Genomic DNA, 21,984 nt, shown 5'->3' on the forward strand with positions numbered 1-21,984 from the left:
CTGGATTGGGTGATTTGTTTTTGCTGAGCGAACGCCAAATGACGCGGATCGAGGCGTATATCGCTCTGTCGATAGCGTGCCGCGCGTCGACGATCCGCGGGTGAGCTGGCGCGGTTCATTGTCGAGGATGACGGCCTGACGGAAAGCCTCGCCCGCATGGGCAAATCGATGAAGGAACGCGGGTCGGCCAAGCAATCTGACCCCGAACCTAAGGTATAATAAATTCTTCGCAGGTTGCTAAAAATCCTCAGACGAGGAGCCAAACAGTGAAACACGTCGACATAAACGGCAAGAATACTCTTGTTATTGGAGCGACCGGCTTTATCGGATCGCATCTTGCATCAAAATTGGCCCTTCATGGGGCAAATGTTGTATGCGTATCCCGCAATATTAGAAATCGACAACTTTTGACATCAAAAAATACGATCTGGGACGAATGCGACGCAAGCAAAAAGATAGATGTCGAAAGAATTCTCAATCGATATAGACCTGAAATCATATATCAGCTTACCAGCGACAGCAAGGGTGGGCGCGATGTGACCCTTATTCCAGGTAGCCTGCAAAATGATGTAATAGCAACAACAAATGTCCTTCTTGAAGCCTCTAACTTTGGCGGTATTCATGTAGTTATAGCGGGATCATTTGAGGAACCTGGCAGGGATGATAAATTTCCCTGCTCTCCTTATGCCGCAGCCAAGGCAGCAAGCACATCTTATGCAAGGATGATTTCCGCCCTCAGTGATCTAGAAGTGTCCATTCTTCGTCTTATGATGGTCTATGGCCCGCGGCAAAAGGATTATAAAGTTTTCCCCTATGTCATCAATCAATTGCGGGATGGGCAATTGGCTGAGCTCGGCAGTGCCGATAGGGTTCTGGACTGGGTGTATGTTGATGATGTTATCGACGCATTCCTCCGTGTCGGATCCCGACCATGGACGAGTGCCGATCCAGTTGATATCGGCACCGGATCATTGATGCGACTGCGGGATTGCATCGAGTTAATTGGAGAGTTGATGGGGCGACCTGACCTCCTCAGATTTGGGGCTATAGAAGATCGCGTTCAGGAGCGTGAGGAGCCAGCCGACACTGAATTGGCACGAATTAAGCTAGGATGGCGAGCACAAACTAAATTTAGAGATGGGATACAGGCAACGATTGATAGCTTTACAAGGAGAATGGGTGCATACAAGATTGCTATAATTACACAGATTACAACTGGTTTTAGCATTCTTAGTGATTTGCTACCTGTTTTTATATTCACTATATAATATTTGATATAGGATTTTGGTTCGAAGAATACGAATATGGAGCTCTATTACTAGCAATAGAGAGCAACCGGTCCTGAGCCTATCCCGTGGCGCGATCGGCGCTCTCCTGCGCGCCACCTTCCGAAAGCGAACGCTTCCGCAGAACCAGTTCGGCCTGACGAAACAGCTCACCGGCAAGTCGATCGGAGGTGAACGAGGCGGCCTTGACGCGTCCCCGCTCCGCCATCGCGGCGACGTCCTGCTGCTTCTGCGGGTCGAGAAGCCAGGTAAGCGCGCCGACATACCCTGACGTCGTTCCGTCCACGACGAGCGCATGCTCGCGGTCCTCGACGTGATGCGAGATCCCCAGCCCGCGCGCCACCACGGTGGGCTTACCCAGATACATGCTGTTGAGATAGGTCTGCTGTCCGACCGAGCGTTTCATCCCCTGCTGGAGGGGAACCACGGTGGCGCGTGCCGTGCGGAGCAGACGAATAAACTCGGCATGCGACGTGTGGGTGCGTTTGGCGAGAACGATGTCGACATTCGGCGGCACGGGTTTCGAACTCGTCCAGGCCGTTGCCAGGATGAACCGCGTATCCGGAAACAGGCGCGCAGCCTCGACGAGAGGCGCATAGTCGCGTCCGCTATCCCCCCCGGCGAAGATGTGCTCTCCATTCGGAGGGGGCGGCCCTTCGAGATCCCGAGCGGACAGGTGATAGTAGCACAAGGCTATCCCGACCTTGTCCGGGTCGATTCCCCACAAGGCGCAGAACGACTGCTTGTCGTCCTGGGAGTAGACCACATACCGATCCACTGCCCGATCCACGAGGCGAACGACGAGCCTCTCGACGAACCCCCTGAGCCCGGTGTTCGGCTCCCACATCTCGCCGACGAGCATCAGCGCCGCTCGGTATCGCCTGGGAACGAAGCCGAGGATCATACAGGCCAGAAGGTCGGGGTAGATGACCCCCGACGAGCTGTTCAGCATGAGAAGCCGTTCATGACGGGCAGAGCGCAGAATCCTCGCCAGGGTGATCAGCTCCTTGTAGGGAGCGTGAGGTCCCGATCGGCGATACGGCAGCTCCAGCGCGCGGACCCGGTCTTCCCACCCCGGGAACCATAGCGTCGACAAGAACGCATGCGTCCTCGTCTCTGCCCGAAGATCCGAGGCTGAGATCGATGACATGCGAGCGCTCCATCTTGGATCGATCACTGGACCTGCATGCCGCCGCGCCGCACCGCAACGAGGCAGCTCGTCGCGAGCGCCAGAGATGTCGTGCGCACGCCTTGCTTGGATTCCCAAGGCAGCTCGCCAAGAGGCAGAAATCCGATACCTTCGCACTCTGCCGTGATCCGCTCGGCCGCGACCACAGGGCCGGGCTCGATCGACCCGTTTGGATAGAGCGGCCTGCCGTCAGGGTAGAAATCATGGAGCAGAATCGCGCCGTTCGGAGTCAGGCAGTTCAGTGCCTGGGCAAACTCGCGATAGACAGCAGGCGCGGCGTGATCGCCGTCGAGGAAGATCAGGTCGAACCTGTCTTCGGTTTCCCGAAGGAACTCCGACGAGGGCCTGGCGATGAACGTCACCCGGTCGGATAGTCCAGCGCGCGCGAGGTTCTCGCGAGGGGAATCGAGCCCGAGACGCGCGAAGGCCCCGTGCGCCGGATCGTTGACATCCGCGATGTCGACCGTGGTCAGATGCGCGTCAGGGCCGGAATGCGTTGCGAGTGAGCGGGCGATCGCCAAGGTCGATGCACCGATATGGGTGCCGATCTCGAGCACTCTTGCCGGCTTGAGCGACGCGACCAACTGGTAGAGGGCGCGGCGTTCCCCGGGGCATATGCCGCCATCGATATCCGCGAACGGCATGACCTGGGAGAGCTGGTCTTCATCTCGAAGCCATTCCCTTGATATCGACGAGCTGTGGAGAGCCTGCATGAGGGAGCGACTCGTCATTGTTCCGAGCCGCTTGGCATCGAACGCCTCCCGCGAGATTTTCGCCAGACGGAGACGTTCACGCCGAATCTGGAGCGCCCCGAACACACGGCGCGGAAGCATGGTCTCGGCTGATTGTTTGAGAAGGTTCATCATCTGCTCGACCAACCTCGAATTGCGATATTGCGCTCCAAAGGCAGAGCCTTCAGCCGAACCGGCACATGCCGGCAGGGAACGTCCTAGCGCGCCGGAACGGCGCATACTTGACCGGTGACAACATCCGCCACTCCCCTTGCATGGCGCTGATCTCGCAGGAGCGCATTCAGCGGTCGGCAGAAGCTCCGGCGCGAGCAAACACTACGTTTGGCGAGCGAGGAGAGCCTTACTTTGCGTAATGGCCCAGGCCGTCGCGACGTCATTCATGAGGGCGCTCCGGCAAGGCATCCGGCAGGGCCGGCTGCCCCCCGAGCAAGGAGACTTCACTGCGCCGCCGCAGTCGCGACTGGATCGGGGCGAGCGACGACCTCGATCGCATCGCCCGGCAGCAAGTCGGCATCTTCCGACGCGGAGAGACGATCCCATCCATCCCCGTTCCTGCGGATGATCGCCAGTGCCGGGCGGACACCATTATTGGCTGGATCCGCGGAGATTATCCGTCCGAAGATCTGCAGCTTCTGAGCCGCCGCTTCGAGCCTCGTCCTCAGCTCGCCGGCTCGCGATTGCGACTCCTTCATCTCCCGCAGAACGTCGAGCCGGCGCTGCGTGTCGAGCTTATCCAGGCGGAACAGGTATTCGTCCCGCAGCTGCTTCACCTGGCTCAAAGTCGCTACGGTCTGGAGGCGGCGGGTCGACGACAGCAAGACCGCCCTTCGGCTCTCCGTCACGCGCGGGCTGACAAGGCTGCCCGAACCGAAGAGCTTGTTGATCCGGTCCAGCTCGTCGATGTCGGATTGAAGGCCTTGCGCCTCCTGCTTCTCCTGGTTCGTCAAGGTTGCAATCTGCTCGCTGGCGAGGCGCGCCGCGTTCTCCAGATGAGCCTTCTCGTTTCTGTACTCGAGCAGCCGGATGTTCAGGTAGCTGGATTCGACTGAGAGATACTCGCTCAATGTCGCGGCCGGTATGGGAGCATCCGGGAGCCGTTGTTCCTTGATGGTCTCCGATCCCTCGAGCTCCGCCGTAAGCCGCCACGTGAGAACATGTTCCTTGGCCAAGGCGAGGACAGTGGTACGGTAATCCCGGTCGACCTCTACGACCTCCACGCCCATGGTCGCCGAGCGCCCCCGGACCATGCTGACGCCGCCCGAGAGGGCAATCGCCTGTCTGACCGTCATCTGGGGTCGATAGGGGTGCTGGCCCGGTTGCAAGACGTCGCCGTTCACATAGACGGGCCTGTATTCGACGACCGCCACGGCCACGTCGCCGGGCTGGATCAGCACGGCGCGGTCGCGCCCGTCAGGTGTTCTCTGGCGAAGGACTTTCGCAGCCAGTGCCATCTCGGCCCGAGCCTGAACGTCCGCGGACGTAGAGCCCGCCGCGACGATGGTGCCGGCCATCGGAATCGCGATCGTGCCGTCGAGCTGGATCGGAGCGCGTTGCTTCAGCTCCGGCATGCCGGCAACGGTGATCTCGATGACGTCGCCGGGCGAGAGCCGATACTCCGCCCGGCACGGAACGAGCGCGCTGAGCAGCGCCAGCCCGATTGCAGCCAGGAGTGCTCCGGTTCGACCGCCGCGTATATGTCGACGCATCATGTGAATGGCCCCGGTTCGTGTGAGAAGTGGATGTCGCGGAGCATCGTCTTCTGGGACGCGCCCGGCATCCGCTGCGCTCACGTCATGAAATGGCTGTGCCGGCGCACTTGCCCCGCCGCCAGACGAGCGCGCCACCAGTCGATCGTTCGGTCTAGGCCCTCGCGCAGGCCGATCCGCGCACCCCATCCCGTGGCGGCCGCGAAGCGGCTGCTGTCGGCCAGGAGAGCGCGCACCTCGGAGTTCGCAGGGCGCATGCGGACGCTTTCCTGCTCCACTGGCTTCGAGCTTCCACACAGATCGAGAACGAGATCGATGACCTGGGCCACCGTGACGGCCCTTTGGCTGCCCGCGTTATAGGCCCGCCCGAATTCGAGGTTCGTCGCGATGCCCGCGGTCAAGAAGGCGCGCACCGTGTCTTCGACATAGGTGAGGTCTCGCACCGGCGTCGTATCTCCGACCCTCACGGCCTCGCAACTCGGATCGAGCGCTTGCCGGATGAGCGTCGATATGAGCGCACGCTCGCTTTGGCGGGGGCCGAAGGTGTTGAAAGGCCGGAGCGTCACGACCGGCACGCCGAATGATCGCGCGAAGGCCTCCGCCATCATGTCGGCTCCGATCTTGGAGGCCGAATAGGGCGACTGTCCCTGCAGCGGGTGGTCCTCCGAGATCGGCATCCTGAGTGCGGTGCCGTAAACCTCGCTCGTCGAGGTGTGAACGATGCGCTCCGTTCCCAACCGGCGGGCGGCCTCCAGCACGTTCAGCGTGCCCAGGACGTTCGTCTCGACATAGGTCTGCGCCGCCGCGTAGGAATGCGGAATGGCGATCAGCGCCGCGAGATGGAAGACGATGTCCTGGCCCGGCATGATCCGCCCGACGAAGGCCGCATCCCGAACGTCGCCGCGCACGAGATCCAGGCGACCCCTCATATCGTTCGGCACCTCGTCGAGCCAACCGTTGCTGTCGAAGGAGTTGTACAGGGTCAGCGCGGTGACGTTGGCTCCTTGACTTGCAAGGGCCTCGGTCAGGTGCGAGCCGATGAACCCGTCGGCCCCGGTGACCAGAACATTGACGCCGTCATAGGTCATGCCACGAACCCTTCTCGTTAGACGGAAGCCGGGCTGGCACCCGGGCGTGCGGCCCTGACCTGCGGCTCCAGCTTGATTGCCTTCAGGCCGGCATGCGGTGGCGGAACATAGCCGCCCACCGCCAAGGCGCCTCGCACCATGATGATGAGATCCCCCGTCAGGGTCCGGGTTTTGAAATATTCAAGGTCGATACTCGCCTTCAACGGAAAGAGTACGGCCCTGTAGAACTGATCGGGTGCTACGTTGCCCGGAAACGCATCGGCTTCATTTCGAAACATGATCTGACAAGGGCCGATCAGGCCGGGCTTGAATCTCAACAGATCCTCCCAGCCGTTCTGAAAGCAATCAGCGAAGGCCAGGCTTTCGGGACGTGGCCCAACGATCGACATGTCGCCTCTCAGCACGTTCCAGAGCTGAGGCAGCTCGTCGAGTTTCGTCGCCGCGAGAATGCTTCCGACAACCGTGAGCCGAGGATCCTTCTTGAGCGTCAGAGGGCTGCCCGCGCTCCCCGCGTCGGCATGGAATTTTCTGAACTTGTACATGCAGAAATGTCTGCCGCCTTTGCCGATCCGAACCTGACGAAACAGGACCGGACCTCCGGATTCGAGCCACACCGCGGCTGCGACCAGCAGCAGGAGCGGCCCCAGGAACAGCACGGCCAGGCAGACCAGGCAGATGTCGAGCGCGCGGCGCAGGCGCTCTGCGGCGGTCCCCGGGCCTTCATTCTCGGACAAGGTCGTTATGATCATGACGACACCCCCACGGACAGGTTCGATGGAGAAGCGGCATGGAGGCCCTGAAGAGAGGCTGCTCCGGCAAATCCCGGCTCGGCCTCCAGAGCTTCCGCGAGACAGCGCGTGACGGTCTCGACATCCGCGCCCTCCATACGTGGATGCAGCGGCAATGTGAGTTCGCGGGCTGTAAAGTCCTCGGTCTTCGGCAGCGACACGCCCGGATAGAGATCGCGGTAGAAGGAGAGACGGTGCGTCGGCGGATAATGGATGGTCGTCTGGATCCCGGCCTCGCGCAGATGATCGATGACGTTCTGCCGATCGGCCGACCGCGGCAGCAGAACCGGCATGATATGATGCACCGAGGCCCGTCCGGCATCGAACGGGACCGTCACCGTCGGGCATCGGGCTTCGATCGAGCGCCGATAGAGCTGCGCCAAGTCTTTTCGCTTCGCGTTCCACCGCTGGACGTGACCGAGTTGAACGAGGCCGATCGCAGCCCTCAATTCGTCCAGCCGATAGTTGAAGCCCAGCATCGTCACATCGTAGATCGGGTTTTTGCCGGACCGCCTTTGAAAGGTGCCGCTGGTCAGCCCGTGGCCGCGCGCCCGTCGAATTCCGTCGCGAAGCTTCTCGTCGCCGGCCAGGATCGCTCCCCCCTCCGCCGTCGTCATGTTCTTGTTGCCGTAGAAGCTGAAGGCGGCCGCCACACCCAGCGTACCGACCCCCGGGAGCACGGTGGCGTGCGCCGCGTCCTCGACGATCAGCAAGCCACGTTCCGCCGCGAACGCCTGCCATGGCTTGGGATCAATGAGATAGCCGGCGAAGTGCACGAGGATGATCGCCTTCGTTCGACTGGTGCATTTCGCGGCCGCATCCTCCAGGCACATCAGAGGCGTATCCGTCGACGCGATATCGACGAAAACCGGCTTCGCCCCGACATAGAGGACGCAATTCGCAGTCGCCACGAAGGTCAGCGCGGGCACGAGCACCTCATCGCCCGGACCGATCCCAAGCGCATGCAGGATCAAATGCAGGCCGGCCGTGCAGGAACTCACCGACACGGCATCGTCGGCACCATGGGCCTCGGCGAACGCCCGTTCGAAGGCGTTGACCCTGTCACCCATCGTGATCCAGCCGCTGTCGATGACCTCGGCCAGCGCCGCCTTCTCTTCCCATCCAAGCGTAGGCTCCGAGACAAGCAACATGGAATGACCTCTTATTTTCGGCGACGCAGGTTGCGGCAGGCTGCGAGGACGGCTAGCCCGCCGTCGCGACAAAGGACGGCGCCCGCTCTTCCCACTTGATTTCCTGAGCGCGGTGAAAATCTTCGACCCGGCCGACGTCGAGCCAGAGCCCTTCATGCTTGTAGACATGAATCGGCACGCCCTTTTCCAGCAAGCAATGGGCAAGATCATCGAGCCCGAAGGGTATGCCAGGCGGTATATATTTGATAACGTCTGGCTCCATGCAGTACACGCCCATGCTGACGCAGTTCGAAAGCGTCGGCTTTTCTGTAAATTTAGTGACGGCACCATTCTGATCTTCGATGATTCCGAAGTCCATCGGGGTGGAGCGGGTGGTCGTCGCGATGGTCAGAGGGACACCGTGCTTCCGGTGGGTCGTGGCGAGCGCATGCAGGCTGAGATCCGTGAGGACGTCGCCGTTCAGCATCAGGAACGTGCCGTCCAGGGCCTCGCGCAACAGGGTGAGTGGCCCGACAGTCCCGAGCGGCTCGATTTCTTGCGTATATTTGATGTTGATGCCCCACTGGTGTCCGTCACCGCAGAAGCTCCTGATCAAATGACCGAGATATCCCGTGGTGATGTAGACGTCTTCGACGTTGTTGCGTCGGAGCCATTGCAGCAGAAGCTCCAGAACCGGCCGCGCGCCGATCGGCATGAGCGGCTTCGGAAGGACCGAGGTGTAAGGCATCAGCCGTGTGCCCCTGCCGCCTGCTTGAATGACAGCTTTCACTTGCGCCTCCTCTGAAGTGAGGTGACGCTATGTCGGCAAAATCCGCCCGTCTTGATCGCAATCAAGTTGCATCGGATGAGCCCCCGCTAACGTTCGGTTGAGTGCCGCGTCTACGCTCGTGCATCCTTATACTGGTTGCGCATGCAGTAGGCGCGGCGCTCACCAGGTCGATGACTTTCAACACAAGGTCTAGACACCCTTTCCGCACGAGCAGAAAAGAGTTCTGTGATGAAACTTGGTGCAACCGAGTTTATCTCAGCCGGTCGCTCCCCCGGAGCGGCCTTCTCGGAGCTTTCGGACGACACGCCGCGCAATCGGGATGTCAAGATCCATAACATTGTAGCTCTCGTCTGGCGACGTAAGGCGTTCATCGCCTATTTCGCACTTGTCGGAGCGCTTCTGACTGGCATCGCGGCCTTTGTCTTGCCGCCGAAATACACCGCTACGTCGCAAATCGTGATCGAGCCTACGCAGACCCAGATCGCGGCCGGCGTCATGGATGCCGTCGTCGACACCCATATCGCCACCATCACGTCGGATGCTCGCCTGCGTGCGGTGCTGGCGAGCCTGTCAGGTCTTCCGGAGTACGAGGCGACAGCGCCGTCGAGCTCGGCCGGGTCCGAGCCGACATTCGAGGCTCGCCTACGCGACTGGCTGCTCGATGCCGCGGCGCAACTCCAAGCGGTGGTCTCGACACCTCCAGCCAATCAGGTGCCGTCGGATGGCCGAAGAGGGCTCGCGCCTCCCAGTCTCGACGAGGCGAAGTTCTCCCTCATGGTTCGGCAAGAGCGGCGCTCAAGCGTCGTTTCGATCAGCTACAAGAGTTCCAACCCGGTCAGAGCCGCCCTGATCGCCAACCAGATCGCCACCTTTCATTTGAATACCCTGTCGCAGCACAAGCAGCTCGCGCTGGAGAATTCGCAACAATGGCTGGATCAGGGCCTCGTCGAGGCGCGACGCGAGTCGGACGCTGCGGACGAAGCGTTGCGCGCCTACTCGTCGATCCATGGAGCCAGCGTCCCGGATGGCGTGAAGGGAGAGCCGATCGCGGAGATCGTCCAACAGCTCGAGGGGGTCCGGACCGAGCTGGCGAGAAAAAAGGCGAGGCTGGAACGCCTCAGGGATCTGCGGCGCGCGGGAGCGGATGCAGCCCCGACCGCCACCCTGGCGTCCCCGTCCGGAAGCGCGCGCGTCGCGCAGGATGCGCCCGTACCCGATCTGCCGAACACCGCCGCGACCGCGCCCGGAAGCATGTCGGCATCGCGGCCGGCCCTGGCCCGAGAGGCCGAGGCCGAGGTGGAGCGGCTCGAACATGACGTCCGCCTGCTGCGTATTCAGGAGCGCTCGCTTGCGGAACACACCGAGTCGCTGCAGGCCGTATCGGGATTTGTCCTCGCCCAGCGGAAGGAGTTTCAAACCCTCGAGCGCAGAGCCGCTTCGGCGGCAGACAGCGTCAGGGAGCTCAGCCGGCTCAAGCGAGAATACAAGGATCCTCCCGCAACCGGCGTGCAGCTACTTGCGCCTGCGTCCGTGCCCCTGCGTCCGAGCTCGCTCAGCCCTTACCTCTACATCCCCGCTGCGGTCATAGCCTTCGCCGTGCTCGGCGGGGTAGCCGCTTCAACCCGCGAGCAGCTGGACCGTACGTTCCGGCAGCCCCGTGAAATCGAGAGCGTGCTCGGCGTTCCATGCATCGGTCTCATCCCCGATACCCGTCGCTCGTCCAATCGGCCGCGCCGGCCCACGCTCGAAGCCTCTGCCTATCCGAATGCGTTCGCGATCGAAACCACGTGCGCCATGACATTGGCCGTCACCGGGCACCGCAAGGAGGGCAAGATCATCCTCCTGACGTCCAGTCATCCCGCCGAGGGCACCACGGCGCTTGCGGAAGGACTCGCGTCCTGTCTCCAGAGCCTGCGGCAACGTGTTCTCCTGGTCAGCGCGGATATCCCGCAGGAGCCCATTCACCCGACGCCGCCAAGCGCACCGACAGGCCTCGACGAGGGTTTCACCCCCCCGCCCTATTCCGGCGACCCAGACCTGGGGTTCGACCGCCTGAGCGTGATGGAACTCACGGCCGGGGACCCGACATTGCTCGCGAGCGCGGCGTTGATCGCAGGCCTGAAAAGGGTGCAGGAGCGTTACGACTATATCGTCATGGACGCACCGGCGGTGTTCGTGTCGCCCAGCATTCCCGCTCTCGCAAGCATGGCCGACGCGGTCCTCTTCGCCGTGAGATGGGGGAGCACGACCCGGGAGGTTGCGGCGAACGCGCTGACGTTGCTGAGAAAGCCGGCGACGGTCAGAAGGGATCCTCCGCCGAACGTTCTGGCCGTGCTGACGCGCGTCGACCTCAAGTCCTATGTGCGGTATCGGCCCGGAGATGCAGCCGAATACTTGTACGACCATCGGGCGAGGCTGGCGGCCAACTCGTTATCCTAACGCTCTCCGTCCGCGCGGCGGGCTCCTTATCGGACGGAAACCCATGTTCGCGACGATCTCTCAGATCGCAACATTCGCTGCCGCGCCCTCGAACCTTCTTCCCGCAGTCGGCCTGCTCGGCTTGATCATCGCACTTGCTCGCCGGCGGAGTGCTGGTCTTTGGCTGGCCAGCCTGGGCATCGGTGGGACACTGATTGCCGGAATCCTGCCGATTGCCAATATACTGATCCGTCCTCTCGAGGAGCGCTTTCCCAGGTATCAGGAAGACGGGCGCCCGATCGACGGCATTATCGTCCTGTCGGGCGCCGTGGACCTGGCGAGATCACTCGATCGAGGCGAGTTTTCGCTGAATGGGGCAGCCGAGCGGGTCGTGAGTTTTATGGAGATGGCTCGGCGCCATCCGGAAGCACGCCTGATTTATACGGGGGGAAGCGCAGGTGGTCGGTCGCGATCGGAGGCGCAGCTGGCTGCCGAGCAAATGAAGAGGCTGGGCTTGTCGACGGAACGCCTCCTCATCGAGACGGCGTCAGGGACCACCTGGGACAACGCGCGGAACACGAAAGCCCTTTTGGGTGATCGGGCGCAAGGGCGCTGGGTTCTGATAACGTCCGCATCGCACATGCCGCGCGCAATGGGCTGCTTTCGGACGGTCGGGCTGACGGTCATCCCGTATCCGGTCGACTACCAGACCCGCGGAGCAACCGATACGATTCGCCCCTTCACCATCGTGGGACAGGGCCTTCAGCGGCTGGACATAGCCGCCAAGGAGTGGCTCGGCTTGTTCGGGTATCGCATCTCTGGACGGACGAGTTCTTTTTTCCCGGGTCCGGACCCGGTAGGTTCCCCCGGCGCGACCTGACGCCCGCGGCGGCGAGCGCTATCGCCGGGCGCCACGCCTTCAGCGTTGAGAGCGGCGCCGGCATGGCAGATCAGCGCCGCGGTCACGCCCTCGCCGGCATCCTGTCGGAGAAGGTACTCGGGTCGGCCATGTTTCAACGAGAATTGCTCCGGGGCCGGCGGGACTTGATGCGGGTCAAATGCCGCGCTCAGTCGTTCCGTTAGATCAAGCCTTGCCGGTGGCGCTGTGAGGCACCTGAAACGTAATCGTTCGCATGATCGGTTGAGTCTACTTACTCAGGAATTTACCTCATGGGATCATCGCATGCAAAACTCGCATTTTATTCTTTCGACTTCAAATTTCACAACTGGGACGGCCGGGCTCGAACGCTTGATCTTCCATACCGGGCGCCGGCTCCGCATCGCAATTGGGATGAGGCCGTGACAGCTTGGCGGCTTCTAAGCGCCGCGGGAAGAGAGCGCGCCTGTCCGTCGCCGCTCAGGGATCGTCGGCTGCAACTGCTGACGAGATCTGACGCTGCCCTGGGCGCGGGAGGATAACGTGTCTCACGAAACGGAGCTCGAGGCGGTCAAGGCGCGCTACGCGCGTCGCCGGGACGGTTCAATAGGTTCACTATATGAAATGAGCCGTCCCGAGATGCGGCACAGCCTCGACGAACGAAGGCGGCTCATACAGTGGTTCCTGGCCAGGCGGGCTTGGCATGATCTGAGCACGCGCTGCGCCGTGGAGATTGGATGCGGAGAGGGCAATGTCCTTGCGGATCTGCTCCAGATCGGGTTCTCGGCCGAGCGCCTGATCGGCGTCGACCTTCTTCCTGAGAGAGTGGAGATGGCGCGGCGAAAGCTTCCGGCAGAGGTCCGGCTGTTTAGCGGTGATGCCTCCGTATCGCGCGTGGATCCGCTGAGCCAGGATCTCGTCCTGCAGTTCACGGTATTCTCCTCGATCCTGGATCGAGCGTTTCAGGTGGAACTTGCGGATACAATGTGGGGATGTCTAAAACCCTCCGGGGCAATCCTCTGGTATGACGCTGCCGTCAGCAATCCTCGGAACCCCGATATGCGGGGTGTCCCCGTCCGCCGGATCAAAGAGCTGTTTCCCCGAGCGAAGATCGAAACTTGCCGGGTCACCCTGGCACCGCCTTTGGCGCGTGCCGCGTGCCGCTTGCATCCCTCGCTGTACCCGTTGCTAAATCGCGTCGCGCTGCTGAGGACGCATGTCATGGCGTGGATCGAGAAACCTGCTGGCTGAAGGGCTCTCGGAGTGCCTTTGCGTGTCACGCGAGCGCGCGATCTGCACTTGGATCATGCGGGCCGCTGATCCAGCACCTCGAGCAGGCCCTCCCGGCAGAGTGCTCGCCGGGCCTCCTTCACGCTTGGCCACGGGAGACCTGCCTTGGCGGCAATATCCAGGAGGCTGTTCGTTCCGTCGCTCATGTTGAGGAGCCAAAGCATCGCAAGCCGAAAGTCGCTCGCGACCTGACCGCCCAGGCTCTCGTAGAGCCCGCGGCGCCCGAGCTGCGGCTCTCCGAAGGGCTGAAGATTGCGGTAGATCCGATTATTCTCGATCACATCGATCACCTCAAGGCACGTCCGGGCGGAATCCGCCAGGGCGGCCGGGCGCACGAAACTCAGGTCATCGGCAGAGGTGTGGTATTCCGGGAATGCGCCGTGCGGCGTCCGCATCAGGCAGCCGACCGGAAGATTGAAGCCGGGCGATCCGTATTGACGCTCGTCGTACCCGTCCGGAGAGAAATCCCGGATCGCGAATTCCGCAGCCTTCTGCTGAAGCACATAGGCGACGGCACGATCGATCTCGGCGTCGCCGCCTCGGCTCTTCTTGTAGGTGATGCGGCCCGCGTCGCCGAGACAGGTCAGAACGAGACCGTGCTTCACCCGCTCCAGGACAGACCGGTTCCGGGCGAGCCAGGTGATCGCCCCGATCGTGCCCGGCACGAAGACGAAGCGGTAGCTATAGCGGGTCGGGCGTCGTGACAATTCTTGGGCAAGCGCCGCTGCAATGACGATACCGGACAGGTTGTCGTTGCAGAGCGACGGATGGCAGACGTGGCATGAGATCAGGACCTCGTCCGAACTTTCGCCTGCGACCAGGCATTCGCCATAGGTGAGGGACCCATCCTCCAGGGTTGAATCGATGCAAACCTCGTAGACCTCGTCCTCGAGGCTTTCGAGCTGCTTGTGCGAAAGGCAAAAGCCCCATGTCTCGGCGTAATAGGACGTCCGATAAGGGATCAAGTCGGGCTGGGCGGGCAGGGAATGCAGATGCGAGCGGAGATCGGCCAAACTCATCAGGGCGCGAACTGGAGCGCTGTAGCCCACGACATGCAGGTTGGAGTTCCCAAGATCGACGACACGCTCTCCCGAGAGTCGTTTGATGAAAGCGTCGCGGATGTTCCACTCCCGCGGGGTCGTCCAGTCCAGGACCTGTATTCCGGTCGGGACCTCCACGACGTCCAGCGGAAGATACGGCGACAGGCAGCCGAGCGTGGCGCGCACCCCATCGCCGGTGATGCTGCGGCAGATGGGATAAAGCTCTTCGACGAGGCTATACATGGCGTCGCCCGAACCCGAAGCGAGATGCCGCGCTTCTCGTCGTGGCGCCGGCGCAGTCCCGCTTCCGTGGCCGGCGCCAGGCTGGCCTGCCCGCGCCACCTTCGACACGCCTAAGCGATCCTGTTCGAAAGGACCCCGCTCGTCGGCCGCCGGTTTTTCAATCATGACGTTTGCCCGCCAGTGTCACTCTCCTAGTCGATCACCTGCGCGAACGGGATCGGCACGATGAATTTCCCACCCCAATCGCGGATATAGGCCATCTGCTCCATGATCTCGTCCTTCAGGTTCCAGGGAAGGATGAGGACATAGGCAGGCCGGGTCTCCCGGATGCGGCCCGGGTCGTCGATCCGGATATGCGTTCCCGGGAGGAAAAGCCCCTGCTTGTGGGGGCTGCGGTCCACTGTGTAATCGATGAAATCGGAGCGGATTCCGCAATAGTTCAGGAGCGTATTGCCCTTGGCCGGCGCGCCATAACCGACGACCTGCTTGCCGGACCGCTTCGCCGCAATCAGCAGTTCGAGGAGCCTGCACTTCGTTTCGTGCACCTGGCCCGCGAATGCGAGATACCGTTCGGTACTCGCGAGCCCGAACTCGGTCTCGCGTCGACGAAGGTCGGCGACCCTTGGGCTGACCGGGCGGGTATCGCTCCGATCATGGCGGGCATAGATGCGCAAGGAGCCGCCGTGGGTCGGCAATTCCTCGACGTCGAACAGACACAGGCCTCGCGCGGCGAATATCTTTTCGACCGCCAGAAACGAAAAGTACGAAAAGTGCTCATGGTAGATCGTGTCGATCTGGTTCTCTGCCATGAGCCTCATGAGGTGCGGGAATTCGAGCGTGATTACGCCATCGTCGGCGAGCAGGATTTTCAGGCCGCGCACGAAATCGTTGAGATCTGGAACATGCGCGAGAACGTTGTTTCCGATCAACAGATCGGCCTGGATACCCTCCCGCACCAGTTCGCGCGCCGTCTCCTGGCCGAAGAATCTGACACGGGTCGGAACTCCGCGCCGACGGGCCGCCTCCGCGACGTTACCGGCCGGTTCGATTCCGAGGACGGGCACGTTCCGCTCGACGAAATATTGAAGCAGATAGCCGTCGTTGCTGGCGATCTCGACGACCTGGCTCTGCTCTCCTATGTTGAACCGTTCGGAGATGTCGTGGACATAGCGCCGGGCATGATCGAGCCATGAATCCGAGAACGACGAAAAATACGCGTAATCGCTGAAGATGGCTTCGGGACTCTCGGAGTCCTCGAGCTGGACGAGAAAGCATTCGGCGCAGACATAGGCTCGTAACGGGAAGAAGCGTTCGGGCTTGCCGAGGTCGTCACGCCGCCGATAGGAGTTGGCGAGCGGCGACATTCCGAGATCGACGAACACATGCTCGAGAGCTGTCCCGCAGAAGCGGCACCCCTTCTTGGGCTGGAGGGTCGAAATCGCCGGGCCGACATCGGCTCTCGGGAGGCCCCTCGCTTCGACACCAGCTGCTTCAAGCATTTCTCGTCTCCTGTTCAGTCAGCACGGCCCGCAGCGGACGCCGCTCCCCGTAGCGCTCAAGATCCGGCCAGGACGCGTCTTTTTCGGAGATTACGGCCACCGGCTCGGGCCAGACGATCGCGATGAGTGGGTCGTCGTATCGGATCCCGGCGGCGGCGTGCGCGGCGTAGGGTACTGAAATCCGATAATGAACGACCGTCGTGTCGGCCAGCGTCTGGAAACCCTGGGCAACGCCTTCGGGAATGTAGAGAGCCCTGCCGTTGCCGGCGGAGAGCTCGAAGCTTTGCCAGGCCAGATACGTCTTCGAATCGGGCCGCATGTCGACGAGCACGTCATAGACCGCGCCCTGCACGCAGCGGACGATCTTCGTCTCTGTGAAAGGAGCCTTTTGGTAATGCATGCCCCGCAGGGTTCCACGTATCCGGTTGAAGGACGTACTGTCCTGCGCGTAGTCGACAACCAGGCCCTGCGATGCGAGCTCGCCCCGACACATCGTCCGCGCGAAGTAGCCGCGATTGTCGTGTTGCCTCTCGAGGTCGATCGCAATCACGCCCTCCAGATCCGTCGCCGAGAAGATCATTTGCTGCACTCCGTCAGGCGGCGACTGACTCGGGTCGAACAGCCCCCGTCGTCCAACGCAAGGCTTCATTGATCTGGCCGGTCCGCCTGAGATGCTTGAGCTCCTCGAGCCGGGTGAAGGGAGGCGCGTTGAGCACCGCCAGATCCAACTGGATTCGTTCGAACACGGAGCGCAACTGAAGCGCCCCGCGCTCCGCACTCCAGGCGCAGCGGAAGCGCGGCATGCGCTCCCTGATCTTGTCGAAACAGACGCGGTAGCTGCGATTATCCCCGCTCGCTGGGCCGTAGGTGATGCGGCAGTTCGGGAACGCGGCGCCGACGATCTCGGCAATGTCCCGCACCGTATAGTTCTGGTCGTTGTCGCCGACGTTGAAGGCTTCCCCGGCCACGGCTTCTCGTGGCGCCTCCAGCGCGCAGAGAACCGCCGAGCAAATATCCTCGACATGGACCAGCGGCCGCCAAGGCGTGCCGTCGCTCGTCATCCTGATTTCACCGGCGGCATGCGCCCAAGCCGCGAGGTTGTTCAGCACGAGGTCGAAGCGCTGGCGCGGGCTCGCCCCAAAAGCCGTGGCGTTGCGAAGGAAAACCGGCACGAAGTCGATGTCCGTAAGCTTGCGGACCTCCTCCTCCACGAGGATCTTGCACTTCGCATAAGCCTTCTGCGGATGAAGGCTCGAGAGCTCCGTTTTGGCTTCGCCCCCACCCGCGCCATAGATGCTGCACGATGATGCGTAGATAAAGCGGGCGACCCCGGCCGCCCTGCACAGGCGAGCGAGGCGAACCGAGCCTTCGTGATTGATTGCGAATGTGATCGAAGGATCGTTCTCGCCGAGCGGATCGTTCGAGAGCTCCGAGAGATGGACGACCGCGTCGACGCCCGCAAGATCTGCCGGGCCAATGTCGCGCAAGTCCTTCGTGAGAACGGACGGCCGGTTCAAGCCATCCTCGAACAGCCAGCCGCGCCGGTAAAAGCCCGTATCGAGCCCGACCACGTCGTGGCCTCGGTCGAGCAGCCTGGCGCCGAGAACGGCCCCGATGTATCCGTCGGCACCTGTGACAAGAACTCTCATCGGCGTGCACCTATGCTTGCGGCCAGGATCGGCGGTGTTGCGCGCGGCTCGGCCTTGGCTTTGGGGCGCTGCCAGACACGCCAGGGCGGTTGCCCCGAATCCCAGGTCTCCTGGAGCAGAACCTTGTCTCGCAAGGTGTCCATGCTCTGCCAGTATCCCTCGTGCCGGTAGACCGCGAGTTGATCGTTGTCGACGAGCCGGCGCATGGGCTCCTGCTCCCAGACCGTCTCCTCTCCGTCGATCAGATCGAGGGCCTCCGGCTCGACGACGAAGAACCCGCCGCTGATCGTGTGCCCGTCGCCGCTGTCCTTCTCCCGAAAGCCTACGACTCGCGGACGGTCGGAGGAGAGATTCAGCGCACCCCAGCGGCCCGGGAGCTGAACGGCCGTGACGGTCGCCAGCGCGCCCTGCTGGTGGTGGAAGGCAATGAGGTCGCGGATGTTCACGTCGGCGACGCCATCGCCATAGGTCAGGCAGAAGGTTTGCTCGCCAAGATGCTCACGCACCCGCTTCAAACGGCCGCCGGTCATCGTCTTCTCGCCGGTGTCGACGACGGTCACCCGCCAGGGTTCGCGCGGGGAATGGTGCGTCACCAACGTGTTGTCGGTGAGGTCGATCGTAAAATCGCAGTTTCGATGGAAGAAGTTTCGAAAATAGTCTTTGATAAGCGAGCCCTTGTGCCCGCAGCAGATGACGAAGTCATTCAGCCCATAATGCGAATAGATCTTCATGATATGCCAGAGGATCGGATACCCGCCGATCTCGACAAGCGGCTTCGGGATGACCGTGGTCTCTTCGCTCAGGCGCGTACCATAGCCTCCTGCCAAGATGACGACTTTCATAGCGCTGCTCCGACCGGCAAGGAGCCTAGGTAAATCTAGGCATGCCGGGGAATGTGCAGCGCCGTTTCAATGCCGAGTTGAGGCCCATCAAGAACGGCGCCGGCGCCAAAATGTCAGCGCCGCCCGTCCGGCGCCCGACGGCGCGGCGCCTCTCCGATCCGATGCCGGACTTCGTGGGCTCGGCTTCCCCCGAGGCCTGGATGGGCCTGCGTCGCTTCGGCCGCGCCCGCCCGTCCGGGCGTCACCCACGCGGGCGGGCGAAGCCGGCGCTCATCGTTCTCGGAAAGCGCGCGAGATCTGGTCCGCGAGGGGCTTGGTGAAATAGGTCAGGACGGTCCGCTGCTGCGTCTGCAGGAAGGCTTCCACGGGCATGCCTGGCGTCAGCTTCGCCCCCTGGAGCCGTGCCAGCTCGTCATCCGCGACGGCGATCCGAACCGTGTAGAAGCCTTGGCCCGACCGCTGGTCAACCGTCAGGTCGGCCGACACGAGCGAGACCACGCCGCCAACCTCGGGCGTGGTGCTGTGGTTGAGGGCAGAAAAGCGCAACATGGCGCGTTGCCCCAAGTGGATCTGCTCGATCTCCTGGGGCGCCACCTTGGCCTGGACCGCCAGCCGCTCGGATGTCGGCACGATCAGCATCAGGGTTTCCCCGGGTGCGGCAATGCCCCCGACCGTGTGGATGGCGAGCTGATGAACCGTCCCGTCCCGAGGCGCCCTGATATCGATCCTCTTGAGTTGATCCTCAGCCGTGATCTTTCGCTCGACCAGCTCCGAGATCTTGCCTCGGAGGTCAGCGAGCTCCTTGCCGACTTCGGTCCGAAAATCCTGGTCGATCTGCAGTATCTGGAGCTCAGTCTCCGTAATCTTGCCCTTGGTTTGAGCGACTGCCGAAGCAAGAGATCCTCGCTCACCGCTGAGGCGCGCGCCTTCGCGTTCCAGCGCATTCGCACGGCTGACCGAAACGAGCTTCTTGCCAAGCAGGTCCCGTACACCTTCGAGCTCCTGCCGAATGAGCTCGATTTCGCGATCCTTCGCAGCAATCTGCTCGGAATACGACTGGATCTGGTCCCGGAGCTGCCCGATCCGTTCCGCGTGCTGAGACTTGATGCCGGAGCGCGCCGCCTTGCGCATGCCGAGAAGCTTCAGCTCCCCATCCATCAGCGCCTTCACCGCCGGCATGGCGGCCAAAGACAGCAATTCCTCTGGGAACAGGATCTCCGCGGCCTCGTCCTGTTCGGCTCGGAGGCGGGCTTGCCTCGCCATTGCCTCGTTCAGTGCGCTCTGCACGATCGCAAGGCTCGCCTGGGTCACGGTCTCGTCGAGGCGGACCACGATGTCCCCCGCCGAAACCTGGTCGCCATCGCGAACACGCAGTTCGCTAACGACGCCCCCAGTCGGGTGCTGCACCTTCTTCAGCTCGGATTCCACGACGAGCGAGCCCGAAGCCACGACCGCACCCGAGAACTCGGTCGTCGCGGCCCACCCCCCGACAGCAATGAGAAAAAAAGCCACGCCGGCGCCCGCGGCAAGAAGGAGTCGGTCGATCGAGGCGACCGTCCGCTGAGAAACGTCACTCATGCGATGCACCCTCTCGCTTCGGTATTGCTCCGCCTTGTACCCCGATGGCCTTGGGCACTGCCTTGAGTGAGGTGAAGAGGACTTGTTCCTTGGGCCCGAAGGCTTGCATCCGGCCGTCCGCCATGACCATCGCCTGGTCGAGAGCGGCGAATGCGCTCGGCCGATGGGCAACGACGACGACGATTCCACCTCGCTTGCGCACGCCGAGAATGGCTTCGGTCAAGGCCTCCTCGCCATCGGCGTCGAGGTTCGAGTTGGGCTCATCGAGAACGACCAGGAAGGGCTCGCCGTACAGCGCACGAGCCAACGCGATCCGCTGCCGCTGCCCCGCCGAGAGGGCGGCACCCCGGTCGCCGATCTGTGTCTGGTAGCCGTTCGGAAGGCGCTGGATGATGTCGTGGACGCCGGCCGCCGTTGCGGCACGGACGATCTCGGCAGCCGTCGCATCACTGCGAAAACGCGCGATATTCGCCGCCACGGTACCCGAGAAGAGCTGGACCTCCTGCGGCAGATAGCCGACGTGACGTCCCAAAGCCTCGGCTTGCCAGTGCTGGATCGACGATCCATCGAGTCGGACCGTGCCTCGGAGCGGCTGCCAGATGCCGACCAGCATGCGGGCCAGCGATGACTTTCCGGAGGCGCTGCGTCCGATCACGCCCAGGCCTTGCCCGGCCCGAAGAGAGAAGGCGATGTCGATGACCGTCAGGCGCTGCACGCCGGGTGGCGTCGCCGAGGCGGTCTCCACCGCGAGGTATTCCCGGGGCGCGGGCAATGCCAGGGCCTGCGGCGCGGGCGGATGCGCGGCGAGCAGCTCCGTCAAGCGCGCCCAGCCTTGGCGAGCCCTGACGAACCCGTTCCAGTTGCCGATCGCCAGGTCGACCGGCGCAAGAGCACGCGCGGTGAGGATCGAGCTGGCCACGATGATGCCGCCCGACGCTTCCTGCTTGATCACGAGATAGGCTCCGACGCCAAGCACCATGGATTGCAGCAGCAAGCGGAGCACCCGAGAGGTGGCTCCGAAACCGCTGGAGACCTCTGCGGCGCGTTGCTGATGACGGCGGTGCTCGTCGTTCACGGCCGTCCACAGGCCCGTCATCTCGCTGCCCATTCCCATCGCCTGGACGGTCTCGGCATTCCGGCAGCCGATTTCTCCGACGTGCAGCCTTTGCGCCGCCGCCTCGCTCGCCGCCCTGGCTGGCGAACGGGAAAGACGCTCGGTCAGAACCGTCAAGGCGATCAGAATGATGGTGCCGGCGAGAGCGGTGACACCGATCCAAAAGTGGAACAGGAAGCACACGCCGAGATAAAGTGGGATCCACGGCAGGTCGAACAGCGCCCCTGGGCCGCTGCCGGATAGGAACGTACGCACCTGATCCAGGTCGCGCACGGGTTGCATGCTCTCGCCCGGCGACCGTGAGGCCAACGAACCGGCCAGGACGGCCCGGAACACTCTCGACGTCATCGCCTCGTCGAGCGCGCCGCCAATCCTCAGCAGGAGGCGGCCCCGGAGGATCTCGAAGACGCCGTGGAAGAAGAACAGCACCACGACGAGCAGAGTGACGCCGATCAGGGTCGGGACGCTTCGGCTCGGCAGGACACGATCGTAGATCTCGAGCATATAGAGCGAACCGGCCAATGTCAGGACGTTCAACATGCCGCTGAGCATCGCGATCGTGATGAGCGCACCGCGCCATCGGTAGAGCGCCTCCTTGAGCGGAGAAGCCGATGGAGCCGAGCGACCGCCGATTCCGAAGGTCGCCATCGAGATGGGGGCTGCCGGCACGCCCTCCGGCCGCGCCCCAAAACGAGCGCGGAAAGC

The 21,984-nt window shown here is 62.6% G+C and carries 18 protein-coding genes; 4 read left to right on the forward strand and 14 right to left on the reverse strand.

Annotated features, from left to right (window positions below; translation table 11 throughout):
- Window positions 1–266: 266 nt before the first annotated feature.
- The gene (locus tag ACTIF2_RS21735; protein ID WP_439499208.1) at window positions 267–1,268 is read left to right on the forward strand and encodes an NAD-dependent epimerase/dehydratase family protein; all 1,002 of its coding nucleotides are present in this window, start codon (window positions 267–269) and stop codon (window positions 1,266–1,268) included.
- 79 nt (window positions 1,269–1,347) lie between these two features.
- On the opposite strand, the gene ACTIF2_RS21740 is transcribed toward ACTIF2_RS21735, so the two are convergent.
- The 7 genes from ACTIF2_RS21740 to ACTIF2_RS21770 all read right to left on the reverse strand — a co-directional run bounded on the left by ACTIF2_RS21740 (window position 1,348) and on the right by ACTIF2_RS21770 (window position 8,729).
- Complete coding sequence (locus tag ACTIF2_RS21740) at window positions 1,348–2,436, reverse strand: glycosyltransferase family protein (RefSeq protein ID WP_439499209.1); 1,089 nt, start codon at window positions 2,434–2,436, stop codon at window positions 1,348–1,350.
- 23 nt (window positions 2,437–2,459) lie between these two features.
- Window positions 2,460–3,341, reverse strand: a complete 882-nt coding sequence (locus ACTIF2_RS21745) for an O-methyltransferase (protein ID WP_439499210.1) — start codon at window positions 3,339–3,341, stop codon at window positions 2,460–2,462.
- A gap of 323 nt (window positions 3,342–3,664) precedes the next feature.
- On the reverse strand, window positions 3,665–4,936 hold the full coding sequence (locus ACTIF2_RS21750; RefSeq protein WP_439499211.1) for a polysaccharide biosynthesis/export family protein: 1,272 nt from the start codon (window positions 4,934–4,936) through the stop codon (window positions 3,665–3,667).
- A 77-nt stretch (window positions 4,937–5,013) separates the two neighbouring features.
- On the reverse strand, window positions 5,014–6,021 hold the full coding sequence (locus tag ACTIF2_RS21755) for an SDR family NAD(P)-dependent oxidoreductase (protein ID WP_439499212.1): 1,008 nt from the start codon (window positions 6,019–6,021) through the stop codon (window positions 5,014–5,016).
- A gap of 17 nt (window positions 6,022–6,038) precedes the next feature.
- Window positions 6,039–6,770 carry a sugar transferase gene (locus ACTIF2_RS21760; protein WP_439499213.1) on the reverse strand — a complete coding sequence of 244 codons (732 nt, stop codon included), beginning with the start codon at window positions 6,768–6,770 and terminating at the stop codon, window positions 6,039–6,041.
- Window positions 6,767–7,960: a DegT/DnrJ/EryC1/StrS family aminotransferase gene (locus ACTIF2_RS21765; protein ID WP_439499214.1), complete on the reverse strand. Its 1,194-nt coding sequence runs from the start codon at window positions 7,958–7,960 to the stop codon at window positions 6,767–6,769. The genes ACTIF2_RS21760 and ACTIF2_RS21765 overlap by 4 nt, the downstream gene beginning before the upstream one ends.
- Window positions 7,961–8,012: 52 nt before the next feature.
- Window positions 8,013–8,729, reverse strand: a complete 717-nt coding sequence (locus ACTIF2_RS21770; RefSeq protein ID WP_439499215.1) for a nucleotidyltransferase family protein — start codon at window positions 8,727–8,729, stop codon at window positions 8,013–8,015.
- 228 nt (window positions 8,730–8,957) lie between these two features.
- Here ACTIF2_RS21770 and ACTIF2_RS21775 point away from each other — a divergent pair, with 228 nt between their 5' ends.
- The 3 genes from ACTIF2_RS21775 to ACTIF2_RS21785 all read left to right on the forward strand — a co-directional run bounded on the left by ACTIF2_RS21775 (window position 8,958) and on the right by ACTIF2_RS21785 (window position 13,275).
- A complete protein-coding gene (locus tag ACTIF2_RS21775; RefSeq protein WP_439499216.1) occupies window positions 8,958–11,168 on the forward strand; it encodes a GumC family protein in 2,211 nt (736 codons plus the stop codon).
- Window positions 11,169–11,211: 43 nt separating this feature from the next.
- Window positions 11,212–12,027, forward strand: a complete 816-nt coding sequence (locus tag ACTIF2_RS21780; RefSeq protein WP_439499217.1) for a YdcF family protein — start codon at window positions 11,212–11,214, stop codon at window positions 12,025–12,027.
- Window positions 12,028–12,567: 540 nt separating this feature from the next.
- Window positions 12,568–13,275: a class I SAM-dependent methyltransferase gene (locus ACTIF2_RS21785; protein ID WP_439499218.1), complete on the forward strand. Its 708-nt coding sequence runs from the start codon at window positions 12,568–12,570 to the stop codon at window positions 13,273–13,275.
- Between the two features lie 53 nt (window positions 13,276–13,328).
- Here ACTIF2_RS21785 and ACTIF2_RS21790 read toward each other — a convergent pair whose 3' ends face one another.
- From ACTIF2_RS21790 to ACTIF2_RS21820, 7 genes are all read right to left on the reverse strand, one after another.
- The gene (locus tag ACTIF2_RS21790) at window positions 13,329–14,597 is read right to left on the reverse strand and encodes a DUF4910 domain-containing protein (RefSeq protein ID WP_439499258.1); all 1,269 of its coding nucleotides are present in this window, start codon (window positions 14,595–14,597) and stop codon (window positions 13,329–13,331) included.
- A gap of 191 nt (window positions 14,598–14,788) precedes the next feature.
- Complete coding sequence (locus ACTIF2_RS21795; protein WP_439499219.1) at window positions 14,789–16,096, reverse strand: methyltransferase domain-containing protein; 1,308 nt, start codon at window positions 16,094–16,096, stop codon at window positions 14,789–14,791.
- On the reverse strand, window positions 16,089–16,676 hold the full coding sequence (locus tag ACTIF2_RS21800; protein ID WP_439499220.1) for a dTDP-4-dehydrorhamnose 3,5-epimerase family protein: 588 nt from the start codon (window positions 16,674–16,676) through the stop codon (window positions 16,089–16,091). Before ACTIF2_RS21800 ends, ACTIF2_RS21795 begins: the two co-directional genes overlap by 8 nt.
- Window positions 16,677–16,689: 13 nt before the next feature.
- Window positions 16,690–17,745: an NAD-dependent epimerase/dehydratase family protein gene (locus ACTIF2_RS21805; RefSeq protein ID WP_439499221.1), complete on the reverse strand. Its 1,056-nt coding sequence runs from the start codon at window positions 17,743–17,745 to the stop codon at window positions 16,690–16,692.
- Window positions 17,742–18,587, reverse strand: coding sequence for a glucose-1-phosphate cytidylyltransferase (gene rfbF, locus ACTIF2_RS21810; RefSeq protein WP_439499222.1), 846 nt, complete (start codon window positions 18,585–18,587; stop codon window positions 17,742–17,744). The genes ACTIF2_RS21805 and rfbF overlap by 4 nt, the downstream gene beginning before the upstream one ends.
- 270 nt (window positions 18,588–18,857) lie before the next feature.
- Window positions 18,858–20,165, reverse strand: coding sequence for an HlyD family type I secretion periplasmic adaptor subunit (locus ACTIF2_RS21815; protein ID WP_439499223.1), 1,308 nt, complete (start codon window positions 20,163–20,165; stop codon window positions 18,858–18,860).
- A complete protein-coding gene (locus tag ACTIF2_RS21820; RefSeq protein WP_439499259.1) occupies window positions 20,158–21,927 on the reverse strand; it encodes a type I secretion system permease/ATPase in 1,770 nt (589 codons plus the stop codon). The genes ACTIF2_RS21815 and ACTIF2_RS21820 overlap by 8 nt, the downstream gene beginning before the upstream one ends.
- Between the last annotated feature and the right edge of the window lie 57 nt (window positions 21,928–21,984).

This window comes from Allobosea sp. (assembly GCF_051860145.1).
GTDB lineage: Bacteria > Pseudomonadota > Alphaproteobacteria > Rhizobiales > Beijerinckiaceae > Allobosea.